17 protein-coding genes are annotated in these 14,850 nt (G+C 27.3%); 15 read left to right on the forward strand and 2 right to left on the reverse strand.

Annotation, left to right across the window (positions count from 1 at the left end; translation table 11 throughout):
• Positions 1-210 precede the first annotated feature (210 nt).
• Positions 211-480: a tyrosine-type recombinase/integrase gene (locus tag BR69_RS22430; protein ID WP_423219668.1), complete on the reverse strand. Its 270-nt coding sequence runs from the start codon at positions 478-480 to the stop codon at positions 211-213.
• A gap of 772 nt (positions 481-1,252) precedes the next feature.
• Here BR69_RS22430 and BR69_RS21040 point away from each other — a divergent pair.
• From BR69_RS21040 to BR69_RS21050, 4 genes are all read left to right on the forward strand, one after another.
• Positions 1,253-1,489, forward strand: coding sequence for an N-acetylmuramoyl-L-alanine amidase CwlD (locus BR69_RS21040; protein WP_051623478.1), 237 nt, complete (start codon positions 1,253-1,255; stop codon positions 1,487-1,489).
• 132 nt (positions 1,490-1,621) lie between these two features.
• Complete coding sequence (locus tag BR69_RS21045) at positions 1,622-1,903, forward strand: hypothetical protein (RefSeq protein ID WP_051623479.1); 282 nt, start codon at positions 1,622-1,624, stop codon at positions 1,901-1,903.
• A 257-nt stretch (positions 1,904-2,160) separates the two neighbouring features.
• Positions 2,161-2,559, forward strand: coding sequence for a hypothetical protein (locus BR69_RS0104035; protein WP_027632046.1), 399 nt, complete (start codon positions 2,161-2,163; stop codon positions 2,557-2,559).
• Positions 2,560-2,592: 33 nt separating this feature from the next.
• Positions 2,593-3,147, forward strand: coding sequence for a VanZ family protein (locus tag BR69_RS21050; protein ID WP_027632047.1), 555 nt, complete (start codon positions 2,593-2,595; stop codon positions 3,145-3,147).
• Positions 3,148-3,521: 374 nt separating this feature from the next.
• On the opposite strand, the gene BR69_RS0104045 is transcribed toward BR69_RS21050, so the two are convergent.
• The gene (locus BR69_RS0104045; protein ID WP_027632048.1) at positions 3,522-4,154 is read right to left on the reverse strand and encodes a Crp/Fnr family transcriptional regulator; all 633 of its coding nucleotides are present in this window, start codon (positions 4,152-4,154) and stop codon (positions 3,522-3,524) included.
• A 135-nt stretch (positions 4,155-4,289) separates the two neighbouring features.
• On the opposite strand from BR69_RS0104045, the gene BR69_RS0104050 reads away from it, so the two are divergent.
• The 11 genes from BR69_RS0104050 (at position 4,290) to BR69_RS0104095 (ending at position 14,139) form a co-directional block, all read left to right on the forward strand.
• Positions 4,290-5,243: a nucleoside hydrolase gene (locus BR69_RS0104050; RefSeq protein WP_027632049.1), complete on the forward strand. Its 954-nt coding sequence runs from the start codon at positions 4,290-4,292 to the stop codon at positions 5,241-5,243.
• Positions 5,244-5,681: 438 nt separating this feature from the next.
• Positions 5,682-6,131: a DUF6194 family protein gene (locus BR69_RS0104055; RefSeq protein ID WP_027632050.1), complete on the forward strand. Its 450-nt coding sequence runs from the start codon at positions 5,682-5,684 to the stop codon at positions 6,129-6,131.
• A gap of 220 nt (positions 6,132-6,351) precedes the next feature.
• Positions 6,352-6,843: a Csac_0668 family 2Fe-2S cluster-binding (seleno)protein gene (locus BR69_RS0104060; RefSeq protein WP_027632051.1), complete on the forward strand. Its 492-nt coding sequence runs from the start codon at positions 6,352-6,354 to the stop codon at positions 6,841-6,843.
• A gap of 218 nt (positions 6,844-7,061) precedes the next feature.
• Positions 7,062-7,475, forward strand: a complete 414-nt coding sequence (locus BR69_RS0104065) for a DUF6892 domain-containing protein (protein ID WP_034849343.1) — start codon at positions 7,062-7,064, stop codon at positions 7,473-7,475.
• Between the two features lie 257 nt (positions 7,476-7,732).
• The gene (locus BR69_RS0104070; RefSeq protein ID WP_027632053.1) at positions 7,733-8,209 is read left to right on the forward strand and encodes a GNAT family N-acetyltransferase; all 477 of its coding nucleotides are present in this window, start codon (positions 7,733-7,735) and stop codon (positions 8,207-8,209) included.
• Between the two features lie 250 nt (positions 8,210-8,459).
• Complete coding sequence (locus tag BR69_RS0104075; protein WP_027632054.1) at positions 8,460-9,272, forward strand: alpha/beta fold hydrolase; 813 nt, start codon at positions 8,460-8,462, stop codon at positions 9,270-9,272.
• Positions 9,273-9,557: 285 nt separating this feature from the next.
• Complete coding sequence (locus tag BR69_RS0104080; RefSeq protein ID WP_027632055.1) at positions 9,558-10,016, forward strand: GNAT family N-acetyltransferase; 459 nt, start codon at positions 9,558-9,560, stop codon at positions 10,014-10,016.
• A 105-nt stretch (positions 10,017-10,121) separates the two neighbouring features.
• Positions 10,122-10,421 carry a hypothetical protein gene (locus BR69_RS21055; protein WP_051623480.1) on the forward strand — a complete coding sequence of 100 codons (300 nt, stop codon included), beginning with the start codon at positions 10,122-10,124 and terminating at the stop codon, positions 10,419-10,421.
• 227 nt (positions 10,422-10,648) lie between these two features.
• Positions 10,649-10,807 (forward strand): Gp15 family bacteriophage protein, encoded by a 159-nt coding sequence (locus tag BR69_RS22115; RefSeq protein WP_242840658.1) that lies wholly within the window; start codon positions 10,649-10,651, stop codon positions 10,805-10,807.
• A gap of 161 nt (positions 10,808-10,968) precedes the next feature.
• The gene (locus BR69_RS19850) at positions 10,969-11,604 is read left to right on the forward strand and encodes a hypothetical protein (RefSeq protein WP_051623481.1); all 636 of its coding nucleotides are present in this window, start codon (positions 10,969-10,971) and stop codon (positions 11,602-11,604) included.
• Positions 11,605-12,201: 597 nt separating this feature from the next.
• On the forward strand, positions 12,202-14,139 hold the full coding sequence (locus BR69_RS0104095; protein WP_027632056.1) for a KUP/HAK/KT family potassium transporter: 1,938 nt from the start codon (positions 12,202-12,204) through the stop codon (positions 14,137-14,139).
• The last annotated feature ends 711 nt before the right edge of the window (positions 14,140-14,850 follow it).

Consider the following 14,850-nt stretch of genomic DNA (forward strand, 5'->3'; position numbering starts at 1 on the left):
ATGTAATTATTTCATAAAAACCAAAATATGCTAAGGAATAATTAATCAAAATATAACAAATTATTCTAAAACTTAATAATTCAAGACACACCTCATGTTGAGACGGTAGTTAAGCTAGTTAAGTAATACCAATGGTTTGAAGATATTCTTAGAACTAAAATATAGCATTTGCCACCGATTTGTCACCATAAATTATAGTATGGTGGCAAATTATTTTATAACATTTTCAAATATATCAACTGTGCTAATACTCATTTTTTCAGTTACGTGAGAATAAGTATCCATAGTAGTAGATAATTTTGAGTGTCCTAATCTTTTTTGGATATATTTAAAATTAGATCCGTTTTCAAGTAGCATAGTTGCATGAGTATGTCTTAACATATGAAAATTAAATCTGATTCCCAGATCATAATTTACTACCCTACTTAAATATTTTAGGCTTTCAGTTGAAATGAGTTCTACATTTTCTTTTGTTGAAATAAGGTCTTTTGAATTATATGTTTTATCATAGAAGTCAAAGGAAGTATTATCATAATACGTACCATACTTTAATCTATTTTCTTATTGATATAATTGATGTTTTTTTAATATATGAATAAGCGTGTCTCCAATAGGAATTGTTCTATTAGAACTTATGGTTTTTTGGAGTATAAAAACACCAATTATAATTTTTCTTACTGATGCTTTTACTAATACTAGAGATTACGGAGTTATCTAATGACACAATAGTTTGGTTTTCGAGGACAGACGAGGTACTCTTTTTATTATATCCTATGGGAAATACTGCACCTAGTGGTAAGCCTATGTTAGCACTAAGTATAACAGGAGCTCTACAACATTATAATATCTATTAACTAATTTAGATGTAACTTTGTGTACAGATATTACCCAGGAAGTAGGTAATGGATACTTTAGAAAACTCAGTTAAGATATTAGGTGGACACTTGGTATTGACATGTGGTAAGGACGATTATGTGAATTAAATATACCTTCGAGAGGAGACTAAATTTTCATGTTGTAGTAATGTATGATATGACTGAAAAGAATATTGTACTATATATTTTAGAACATATATTCAGAGAATTATTTAAATAAAACTTAGTTTACAAATATTAAAGTCTTTAGCTTATTAAAAGTTAGAGATTTTTTTTATTTTAAGGATAAGGGAGAGAATATTATGAAGATAGACTTAAGAGGCGGACACAGTAGCAACTGCAAAAGAGCAATAGGATTAAGAGATGAGTATTTATAAATGCAAGATTTATATAAACAAGTAAGAAATATATTAGTTATCAATGGACATACTGTTGTTGATTGTAATAATAGTGCAAATACTGCTAATGCAGAACTTACGGAAGGTAGTAATAAAGCTAACAATAATAATGTAGATTTATATTTAACAGTGCATATGAATGCTTATAATGGAAGTGCATATGAGACTGAAGCGTGGGTATATTCTATAATTAGCAAGTCTTATTTATTGGCTTAAAGACTTGTAAATAATTATGAGAAACTTGGGTTTTATAAGGTTAGTACTGGTCTTCATGATCTTAGAGCGAGCGTAGCTCCATCCATTATATTTGAGACTATATTTTGCGATAGCGAAAAAGACATAAATATATTGAGCCCTATACCTTGGGAAAAGTTATCTAGATATATATGTAATGCAATAGACCCTAATATATCATTAGAAGAAAATAAGGAAGTATATGTTATAACAGGAGGATTTGCAGAAGTTCCAGAGGAATATGAGGTTAAAGGAGCTATTAATAAATTCTTCTATGATGCTCCGCAAGTATATGTAGAACATCTTAGCTGGGGAATTAAACTAAGAACTGGCAAATTACCTATAGAAAAGTGTAAAGAAATAAAAGAGAGGTTAGGTAATTGGGGAGAAATCTAAATAGGGAAGATATTAATATAAGTATTAAAATTAATCAATTTAAATATAAAAATTAATTTAAATATAAAAATTAATTAAAAAACAATTTTTACCATAAATATTTATCTAAATCTATCTTTTTATACTAAGTTAATATTGAATTTCAGAAATGTTATATTATAATTTATGAATTTATTAGTATGAAGCAGTTGAATTATATAACTTTTATTGTTATATTTTACCTATGTCAAAAATAAACAATATTAGGAGGAATAAGGATGAAAAAGAAAATTTTAGCGATGTTATTATGTGGAGGGGTTTTATTAGGAAATACACTTACAGCTTTTGCTGATAGTGGTGCTGGCGTAAGTATGACTTGGGACACATATGATAATGGAAGAGGTATTATTGATGGAAGTAAGAGTGGAAAATATTATAGTTTAACGGCGGGAGACGTTACTTTAGAAGCTACATCTGTTAGTGGTCCTGGAACAAAATATCTTGACTTGAGAAGAAAATCAGGATTAGTTTCATATGGTTATGGTGAAGTAGCGATATATGGTTCAGGATCTTATAAATGGAAAGTTGATAGAAGCTCTGATAGTTATTTCTTTATTGGTAGAGGTGGTAATGCAGGTTCAACACAACATATATCTGGTAAATTTCATAACCATTAAAAATAAAAAATGTACTTATATTTAGAGTTAAGATTGATAGCTCTTGTATTTGCTATTATATGGATTACTTATAGATTTATAAAAGCTATCGTAAAAAAAACAAAGTTTGACAAAAAGTTTTTTAAGAAAGAACTTTTATATATTTTATTTTGGGCATATATTTTATTTGTCATTGGATTGACATTGCTACCTATAAAAATAAAAATATCAGATGGAGTTAGCCCAGATCATATTTTTAAACCAACTCTAAACTTAAATCCACTTAATGGTATAAATTTAACCAATATGATTGGATTCAAGAATATTATAGGGAATCTAGTCCTGCTTTCGCCACTGGCAGTTTTTTTACCGATTATTGGCTATAAAAAATTTGCTGAAATAAAACCTTTGTTTATTTTGGCATTGACAGTATCATTTACTATTGAATTATTGCAATACTTAGAGGGGTACTTTAATCTTGCAGCTAGCTTCAGAATTAGTGATATAATGGATATCATACTTAATGTAGCTGGTATTTTTATTGGTAATTATATCTATAATAATTTATTTAAAACAGATTCAAAGAAAGACTTAATACATGAAATATAGTAAAGTATAATATTTGATTATACTTTTAGTTTAACATTAACACATAATATAACAAAAAGTAAGAGAGATATGGAATAATGCCATATCTCTTTTTATAACTTAATATATTAATTTAAGAAGAGTCCAAATGGAATATAGCTAAGTATAAATAGAGTAGTTGGAAGAAGTACATGGAAAGCTTCATAATTTTATGATAAAGATGTACTTGTTGGAGATGGGACAATAGAAAAATAGATAAAAATTAAAAATAAAAATTATTCATTAAGTAGTAGTTAATAATGATTCTATCATTTTCGATGGTGAGCAGATTAAGGTATATTAAATAATATTTAATATACCTTAATTTGTTCATTACTTTATACTAGTACAAAAAACTACATTATAGATTTACAATATGACTCAAGTCTAGAGATTGATAATATTTGAAATCTCTTATCTTTAAAATCAATAAAACCTTCAGATTTACATTCTGAAATAGCTCTATTCAAACTTCGCAAAGGAATGGAAGTTTCAGAACATATTATTTGTTTTGTTAAAATTGATAAATCATTAGCTAAATAATGTGAGTAAATATTATTCAATAATCTGTCTTTAATACTTAGAAGAGATATATTAATAAGTGTATTAGAACTTTTAATTAATTTTTCCGTAAGCTGCTCTATCAAATATTTAGTAAACTCAAAATCTAATCTCATCCATTCAAAGACATTATTTTTAGGGACTAAAATAGTCTCACAATTTGTTTGACTTTTTATATAAAAAGTTTTTGTATTTTTATTAAAGAGCTCTAATTCACCAAAACAACTATATGCTTGATATGTGAAAAATGTTAACATAGCTCCTGAAAAACTATGCATTATAACATTAGCACTTCCACTTATTAGTATAAATAGATAATCATTTTCTTCTCCAGGTAATATTATAGAGCTGTCTTTAGAATGTTGTCTATAAATAAATGATTTTTTTACGTTATCAGGTGCATTTTCAACTAATTCTTTAAGATTCATTTTTTCTCCTTTTTAACTAATATATTAAGATTATTTTTTTATCATTTTGGTCATTTGACCTTTTTAAAGTATATTATAACGAATATACTATAGTCAACAAAAGATTTGTTTATCATTTATTTAAGGAGGATTAAAATGAGAAGAATTATTATTGATACAGATTGTGGTAGTGATGATGCAGTTGCAATTATTATGGCTTTAAAATCTAGTGAAGTTAAGGTGGAGGCTATAACAACAGTATGTGGTAATGTTCCACTTCATCTTGCAACATTAAATGCATTGATGACAATAGAAGTTGGAAATGGACAAAAACCACCTTTATATGTTGGAGCAACTAAACCATTAAGGGGTGATTTAGTTACAGCAGTAAATGTGCATGGAAATGATGGAATGGGAGATTGTGATTTGATTCATCCTTCTTTACAACCTGAAAAAGAGCATGCTGTTGATGCTATTTTAAAAATTGTTAATGCGTATCCAGGTGAAGTTGAACTTGTAGCAATAGGACCTGCTACAAATATTGCTTTGGCTATTATGAAAGATCCTATTACTATGAAAAAAGTTAAACATATTTATACTATGGGAACTTCAGGGTTTGGTCGTGGTAATACTACACCAGTTGCTGAATTTAATGTATATGTTGATGCTGAAGCTTATAGCGTTATGTTGAACTCTAAGATTCCAATTACAATAATCGGTTTTGATGTTTGTCTTGGTGATGCAGCTTTAAATAAAGAAGATATGGAAATGTTAATGGCTAGTGGTAAAGAAGAAGCTGAATTTTCTGTTAAGTGTAATAAATCATTGCTCCATTATAATTTAAATAGATGTGGAGAACACATTGTTGATTTGCCTGATGCTGTAGCAATGGGGGTAGTGCTTTGGGATAGCATTGTTTTAGAAGCACTAAATTGTTATTGCTATGTCTGTACTAAGGAAACTGCTACTTATGGACAAGTTATTATAGATGATGGAAGTTTTCCGGCTGTATCTAACGGGTTTACAAATAATAAGCCAAATGCAAAGGTGTGTAAAACTTTAGATAATAAAAGTTTTAAAAGAAAAATGTTTGAGCTGTTAATAAAGTAATACCATCAAAAATGGAATAAATATACTATTACGATGATGATAATTCAAATTATAGTCTTATTTTTAATTATCATTGATATGATTAGAAAACCTACAGATAAAACCATTATTAAAAATCTCACTAATTTATAAATTTATATAATGTAGCATACTATATATTTTAAATGGATATCTTTCTTATCTAAGAATTAAAATAAAAAAACAAATAATTTAACTTAAATACCGTATTATTAAGAAAAGAATATTCGGTATTTTTATGTGCTAATTTAAATAACACTGTATGGGAGTGGAGGTTTATGCTTGAATTATCATATGGTAATCAGTTGTAAAGGTTCTTTGAAAACTGAATAATGCAGTATTTGAAAAATATTATATAATAGATTTATAATAATATTAATTTTGAGTTATATAAATTTGAATTTAAAGAGAGGTATGGATATGACACCAGATGAAATTTTAAGATACTGCCTTGAAAATTTAGAGGGGACAGTTTTGGTTAACAGTTGGGGAGAAAGAGGAATATTTTATAACCCTCATAACAAACTAAAGCGTGGGGTTTATATTTTGACACTAAAAGAGAAAGATGGAGAAAATGATCAAAGCTCAAATTTAGACAGAGAAAACATATATCGTGTAAATTTAGGAGTGCGTAAAAATACTTTTATTAAAATGTTTGATATAATACCTAAACGTCCAATCAAAGGTGGAATAGTAGATATGAACTATGATTTTTCCATAACAAATCGAATTATTCCCCATCCTGTATATGCATGGATGGGCTGGATATGTTCATTAAATCCATCTGAAAATACTTTTGAAGAATTAAAACCTCTCATTCAAGAGGCATATGAATATGCGAAGGAAAAATATAAGAAAAGAAAGTTATAATTTCCAGCTTATTGATTAGATTATTGAAAAGATAAGAAAAATGAAATTAAAATATACTTATGAAAATGCCGTATTATTCATAAAAGAATATGCGGTATTTTTTATGCCGTAATACATGTGTTCTTTGAAAATTGAATAATATGGTATTAGAAAAAATGTTATAATTAATTTGTAATATTTATAGATTGTGAAAATGATTCATGGAAGGAAGTTATAAACAATGGTAAAATCAATTTTAAATAAAAGTAGTTATATAAATATAAAGAAATCTTCTTGTAAAATTGAAAAAAGCCACTTGTGTCCTGTATGTAAAAAACAAGGTGCTTTTGTAAAAAACATTACAGTAAAGCATATGGTTATTGATGAGCTATTGGAACAAATTGACGATAATGAATATTTTTTATGTATGAACGAGGATTGTAATATTACTTACTATAATACAGAATCTAATATGAAATTTAATAAACATCAAGTAAAAGTACCAATATGGTTTAAAAAAGATGCAAATCCTAAATATGCATGTTATTGTAGTGAAGTAACAGAAGAACAGATTATAAATGCAGTATTAAAAAATGATGCTACTAATATGAAAGAAGTTTTAAGAATTACTGGAGCAATGAGTAATTCAAAATGTCAAAATAAAAATCCATTAGGAAAATGTTGTCATCAAGTGATTCAAGATGTAATAGATAAAGCACTTTCCATAAAGTAATCAGAATTTTATTAGATTCTAATGTTCTTATATTATGAAGATAAAATTAAATATTTATTGATGAAAACACCGTATTATTCAGAAATGAATATGCGTTGTATTTATTTAATAATTTAAATAAATAACACTCTATGAGAATATAGCTTTATGTTTCTATTCTTATGTTATAATTTATTTAAATTGAACATATAAATTGTAATTTGACGGAGGTAAAGAAGATGAAAGATTATAGTGGTATGTTTGAAGATTTTGGTTTCAAATTAATTATTATTGATAGTTTATTAAACAAGCAACCTAGTTTTGAAGATAAACTTAAACTTTTAAAAGAAAAATATATTGACTCTTATGAATGGTATGTCAATAAAGGAATTATTAAAGAAATACTTACTTTTTTTGAGAAAATTGTATTAACTGAAGAAGACTTAAGAAAAGTAACGGAATTATGTTTCGATGGTGGAAATGATGTTTATTTTCTTGTACAGCCTGATTGGGATGGAGAGGACGATTCTTTTAATATATCTTCTGTAACAGGATTTGAAAGACTTGTCAATTTAAAAGAAGTCGAATATATTTCAATGTGCCATCCAGAAACCTTACAACCTTTTCTTGAATCTGGAATAAGTGTACAGTAACTTATAAAATCAAGTTTATTAAACAGACATTATTAAATAAAAATAAAAAACATATTAGGATACCGTATTATTCAGAAATGAATATACGGTATTTTTTATGCCATAATACATGTGTTTTTTGAAAATTAAATAATGCGGTATTTTAGAATTACTACAAAACACATATTAAAATATATGGTTTATATGTTATAATTTTCATATTGGTTAAGTCGAAATTATTTTATATGGTAAATCAATATGGGGGGAGGGAAGAATTTATGAAGATGCAATTAAAAAAAATTTTAATTGAACAAGTAGAAGTCAAATCTCAATTTCAAGTAAATAAACTAATTTTAGAAGGGAAAGAATTAGAAAAAAGTTTAAAGTATTGCCTTTCAAAATTTACAGAGGGAATATTAGACCCCGATGTTGCAGGTAAAAGTCCTGATAGGTTTATTGATAATCTCCAAAAAAATGTTTTAGGAAATTTTTCGAAAAGATATATTATAAACGCTTATGATGGTAAAGAAATAATTGGCATACTGGTGGGGCTACCTCAAGAAAGTGAATTTTTACACATTTATGGATTACATGTTGCACCAGAATATCGTAATAAGGGCGTTGCGTCAACACTGTTATCAAAGTGCATAAATGATATGTTTATAAGAAATGTAAGAGAAATTCTTTTAGATGTTCATACTGATAATAAACCTGCTTATAATTTATATAAAAAGTTTGATTTCCATGAAATATAAAACTGAATACTTTATTTAAAGACTGTATTATTCAGAAATGGATATGCGGTATTTTTACGTATTCATTCAAGTAAATACACTATATAGGATTATATGTATAGATTTATGCCTATATTATTATATGGTAATCAGTTGCAAGAGTTCTTTGGAAACTGAATGATATTGTTAAAAAAGTATATAGGCAATGAACATATTTATGTCTAGAAGAATAATCTATTAATGAAGAAATTTTATTAATGGAGGCATTTGTTTGGGATACTATGTTAGAGTAGAACCGAATGTGAAAGTTTATGTAGAGGATATTAATCCAGAAGGGAAAAGAACAATTCTATTTTTACATGGCTGGCCTGGTAGCCATAATTTATTTGAATATCAGTTTAACCAACTTCCAAAGCATGGATACAGATGTATCGGAATAGATACTAGAGGATTTGGTCAATCAGATAAGCCTTTTACAGGATATGGCTACGATAGATTATCAGATGATGTTGTATGTGTAGTTGAAGCACTTAAATTAAAAGATTTCACACTGGTAGGACATTCAACAGGAGGAGCTATGGCTGTTAGATATATGGCCCGTCATAAAGAGTATGGAGTATCGAAATTGGTTCTTGTATCTGCAGCAGCACCTAGCCTTATTAAACGTCCAGATTTCCCATATGGTGTAGAAAAAGAAAATATAATCAAAATTATTCAGGGAACAAATACTGATAGACCTAAAATGCTGAGGGATTTCGGAGATACATTTTTCTTTCAGCATATAACCCAACCCTTCTCTGATTGGTTCTTTCAATTGGGGTTACAGGCAGCAGGATGGGCAACTGCAGCTATTGCAAATACTTGGATAGATGAAGTACTGTTTTCTGATCTAGGAACAATAAAGGTTCCAACTTTAATTATTCATGGAATTCATGACAAAGTTGTTCCATTTGAACTAGGTGAAATACAAAAGCAAAGTATTGAAAATTCTAAACTTATACCATTTGAATACAGTGGCCATGCATCGTTCTATGACCAGCTAGATAAATTTAACGAAGAATTGATGAAATTTATCGAAGAATAAAGTTTTTGCAATGTAAAATGTCTCAATAAAAAAATACTGAAAGTGAAAATTTTCTTAAAATACCGTATTATTTAGAATAGGATATGCGGTATTTTTATTTATTAATTCAAGTAAATAACACTGTATGAAGTATAGGTATAGGTTATGGTTATATTGTTATATGATAATCAGTTGCAAGGATTCTTTGAAAATTGAATAGTAGGGTATTGTAAAAATATGTTATAATTGATTCATAATAGTTTTAAAGTGCGAACTGAAGATTATAAATATAAGGTGGTGCAAAACATGAAAGTAAGAAAAACGGTTAAAGAGGATATTGACCTCCTCATAAAGATTCGTATGGATTACCTGTTTGCAGAAAAAGGTGTGTCTTCTTCGGAAGAAGTGCAAGATATTAGAACGAAGTTAGAAGAATATTTTACTCAACACCTTAACAAGGGGTTTATTGCTATCATTGCCGAGAATGAAAATGAAGTATTAGCAACTGCATTTATGTCAATCGTGGAAAGACCTCCGATAATAGCGTTTTCATCATATCTTGTAGGTACGGTATACAATGTTTTTACATACCCTAAATATAGAGGAAAAGGCATTGCAACGAAAGTTATGACTGAACTTTTATCGGAAGCAAAGCTATTAGGTGTTGCCGCAGTTGATTTAATGTCGACTGAAAAAGGGAAACCATTATATGAAAATCTTGAATTTCGAGTATCAAATTATACATCAATGAATAAGTTCCTCTAACTCCCGCAAAATAAGCATAATCAGAAGTTATATTAATTCACAATATTCTTTTATTACGAAAATAAAACTAAAAATATATTTATTTAAAAATCGTATTATTCAGAAGTGAATATACGGTTTTTTATATGTAATGAGATAATTATAGATAGGAACTTATTTAGAAGTACTGAAAAGAAGTTATATAACTATTTCAGTAAAGATAAAAAGATAGATAGCCTTAGAAATAAAATAAAGTTATTAGAGCAACAAAGCGATGCTATAGAAAATAGGATAAAAAATACAGATATAAGTATACCAATAAAAAGTAGAGGTATAGTGTTTAGTGAAAGAGTTACTTGTAGTTTAGATGGTATAAGCTACATGGAGAGGACTATGATTAAAATAATTGATAATCTACTAATATAAAAGTCTAGAAAAGAAGAAGATATTACAAGTATAGAAGAACTAATAAGGAGCCTAGAAGAAGATAACAACATAATTGATTATACTATAGGATTTTTAAGTGATGAATCTAAAAAGTTATTAAAATTAAAATACAAAGATAAGAAAAAAGAATGTGAGATAGGACAGTAAGTTAATCTATCACAATCCAGGGTTAATAAACTATTTGATGATGATTATATTTATTTTGTATTTTAGATCAGTATGGAGCTGATTTACAGAATGTAGAGTATCTACATTGGTGGAAGTTTAAGGCTCTTAAAGAAGATAATGAGATATTTAAAATAATGGGTTATAGGTATATGGACTTAGGTAAAATAAAGGATAAAGAAATTATTATAAAAATATGAAATAACTTTATAAAATCTCTATTAATATAAGTAAGGATGAAAAGGGAAAGCTTGATGAAATAGAAGAAATGTTAATCAAATGTGGTGATTTGAGCAAAGTATTGTAATATATTCCTTTTATATTGTATAATTTATTATATATTATATGGGGAGGTTATGTCATGAAAGCTGGAACAACATATTCTAAAAAGCAATATAAGAGATATTATAGACTATATTCTATAGTGGGAACAATTTTTATAGTATTAGGCATATTCTTTCTTATAGGATTTCCACCAGCTGGTATAATGGTATTGGTAGTAGGCATACCAATTTTTATAGCTTCAAGAAGTTTCAAAAAATCTTCAATTGAAGGTGGATATTCTAAAGAAATTGAGGATTTTGTTTCAACTAGCGAAGTTGGTGGATATATAAAATTTAATGACAATACAAAGCAAATTTTAATATCTCCTAAATTTAAACCTAGAATATTAAATTACTCAGATATTTTAGATTATACATTACTTGAAAATGGTGAAACTATTGAAACTAAAGGTGGATTAGGAAGAGCTATTACTGGAGGGGTATTATTTGGAGATGTAGGTGCTATAGTCGGTGGTACTACAGGTAAAAGGAAGAGTGTAACTAGCATAAGTGAATTAAAAATAAAAATTGTAACAAAGGATATGAATAATCCTAATGTATATATAAAATTAATAACAACTTCTACTAAAACTAATTCATTTATGTATAAAAGTGCATATGAAGTTGCTCAAACAATATTATCGATGTTGCAAATAGTAACTTCTCAAAATTAGAAAGTTAAAATATATTTATAAAATAGCACTTACTAAGTAGTAGGTGCTATTTTAATATTTAAAAGTAGGTAATTAGTATTAATGAAGTAAGATGTCCTAACTGTAATCAGTTGCTTTTAAAAGCTGATTATATAAAAGATGAAGTGAAATATATTAGAAGTAAAAAGATAATTTAAAGTAAAAATTAAGCGAAGATCAGAGCCTAGAGCAGTAGCGAGGCAGAGCCTATCTTTTTTATTTTATAAAAAAGATAGGTGAGAATATGGCATATGAAGATAGACCTTAATATATTAAGATTTGTTATGAATTTAAATGTGTTTTTAGTAAAACATAGTAGATTTTGATAAATTTGTAGTTGTAAGATAAAAGTATATTGTTAATAGTATGTTATTACTAAATTTTAGTTATATTAATATGATAAGGTATACATCAGCTTTACCACAAATTTTAGGATAAGTTCTTGAAGAGTTCTTATTAAAAAAAGGGTTATTTTTATGTTAAATATATATTTAATAATATAGACAGCAAATGAAGTGAGGAATATAATTGTTTAGACAGATTTATTTTTAACAGATACAGGAAGGAATTTATAAGGAAATGAATAAAAAAATTAGTATAGCATCTCTTTTAGTAGCATTAGGCATTGTATATGGGGATATAGGGACGTCACCACTCTATGTTATGAAATCAATGCTTGGAGTAAATAATGGATATGTATCAAAGGATCTTATTTTAGGTGGAGTATCTCTTGTAATCTGGACGTTAACACTTCAAACAACAATAAAGTATGTAATGTTAACCTTAGAAGCAGATAATAAAGGTGAAGGTGGAATATTTTCACTATATACTCTTGTAAGAAAAAATGCGAAATGGCTCATTGGACCTGCTGTTATAGGAGGGGCAACATTGCTTGCTGATGGAATGATTACGCCACCTGTTACAGTAACATCAGCAATAGAAGGATTAACTTTAGTTTTTCCAATAGAAACAAGGAGTATAATTATAATTGTAATAAGTATATTAACAGTGTTATTTTTATTGCAAAGATTTGGAACAGATATAATAGGAAAAGTATTTGGTCCCATGATGGTTATATGGTTTTCAATGTTGTTAATTCTAGGATTTACTCAAATATTACAATATACTGAAATAGTAAGGGCGATAAATCCTTATTATGGTATTAAGTTATTAGTAACAAGTCCTCAAAGTGTATATATTTTAGGAGCAGTATTTCTTTGTACTACTGGAGCAGAGGCACTTTACTCAGATCTTGGTCATTGTGGTAAAAGAAACATTCATTATACATGGATATTTGTAAAAATATCTTTAGTAATAAATTATCTAGGTCAAGGGGCTTGGCTTATGTTAAGAGAAGGAAGCATAATTAAAGATAATCCATTCTTTTTAATTATGCCTAGTTGGTTTGTTATACCAGGAACAATAATAGCAACTATTGCAGCAATAATTGCTAGTCAAGCGCTTATAACAGGATCATTTACATTAGTTTCTGAGGCTATTAAGTTGAATCTTTTCCCAAAACTTCAAGTTAGATATCCAAATGATGATAAGGGGAAGATTTATATACCAGCAGTAAACTATTTACTTTATATTGGATGTGTATTATTAGTTTTAAAGTTTCAGAAATCAGAAAATATGGAAGCAGCATATGGGCTTGCAATTACAATAACAATGATAATGACAACTATTTTATTATCTCAATATCTAAGATTTAATAAGCAAAAAAAAGTTATGTCAATATTAATATTTGTTATATTCATGGTAATAGAAAGTGCTTTCTTATATGCTAATTTATTTAAGTTTGTAAATGGTGGATATGTAACAATTGTAATTGCTGGAGCACTTATATTCCTTATGTATATTTGGATTTATGGCACAGTTATAAGAAAAAGGTTTAACCAATATGTTAATATATTCTCTTATGAAAAGCACTTTAAGTCTTTAAAGGAGGATAAAGAGCTACCTCTTTATGCAACTAATCTTGTATATTTAACTGAGTCACAAAATTATAAGGAAGTTGAAAGAAAAATAGCTTTCTCTCTATTTAATAAGCAGCCTAAACGTGCAAAGTATTATTGGTTTATAAATGTCAGAGTAACAGATGAACCATATACAAAAGAATATAGTGTAAAAACAATTGTACCAAATGAAGCATTTAGCATTCAATTTAACCTAGGATTCCGTATTGACCAAAAGATCAATGTCTTTTTATATCAGGTTATTCAAGAGCTTGCTTGTAGTGGTGAAGTGAAATTTACTCCTAAGGAATATATGATTAGCAATAATAATAAATGTGTTGTGGGAGATTTTAAATTTGTATTATTAGAAGAAATACTTTCTAATGAAAGTGAACTTTCTAGGTGGGATAGCTTTATTACAAGTGTGAAGTTATTAATTAAGAAATTAACTGTTTCGCCAGCAAAATGGTTTGGTATAGATACTAGTAATGTTGAAGTGGAGAAAGTTCCTATTATTGTTGGAAAGAAAGAAGCCTTAACTTTAACAAGAATAAGCTAAAAGATAAAAATAAATATTAAGAAATTAAGGCTAGTGCCTTTTCTACATAATAAAATCCTTGGCAATATGAAATTGTATTGCTAAGGATTTATTAATATTTAGAGCCAGGAATAGGAGAGAAATATATTAAAATTATTGACTTTAAGTTTTTAAGAGCTACAATAAGAAATACTAGCATTTATAAAATAGATTAAATATTAAATAAATAATGATGATTATAGGGGTTAAAAAGCAATCAATATGCAAGCACTATGAATACGATAATGGAAAATAATCTTCAAATGAAATGTACAAGAGAAGCTGTTAAGTTAATAAAGGAATATATTTTGGAAGGCATCTAAATGATGTAATTGAAATATGTGATGAAGTAAATGTATATGATAATACAGAAGTATTAAGATAAATTATATATTTAAAGCATGGTAAGATAATATGGGCTGAAAAAAATACTTATAATTGGACAAATAATATATTTAAGAAGTAGCTAGTAAAAATTAATTAAGTTTTAATGGCTATACTTATATAAAAATTAAATTAAAACTTGAATTTGAGATAATATTAACTATATCGTATATGTGAAAAACTAGCCTTTTTTACTTATAGTAAGGTGAAGTATATCTGTGGAGAACCAAAATTATTAGAAAGTTATAAGATATTGAAATAAAGCTGTTAATATAAATAGTAGCATTGGTTTGTGTTATAATTATTTTA

The sequence above is a fragment of the Clostridium hydrogeniformans DSM 21757 genome, from assembly GCF_000686705.1.
Classification (GTDB): Bacteria; Bacillota; Clostridia; order Clostridiales; family Clostridiaceae; genus Clostridium_Z; species Clostridium_Z hydrogeniformans.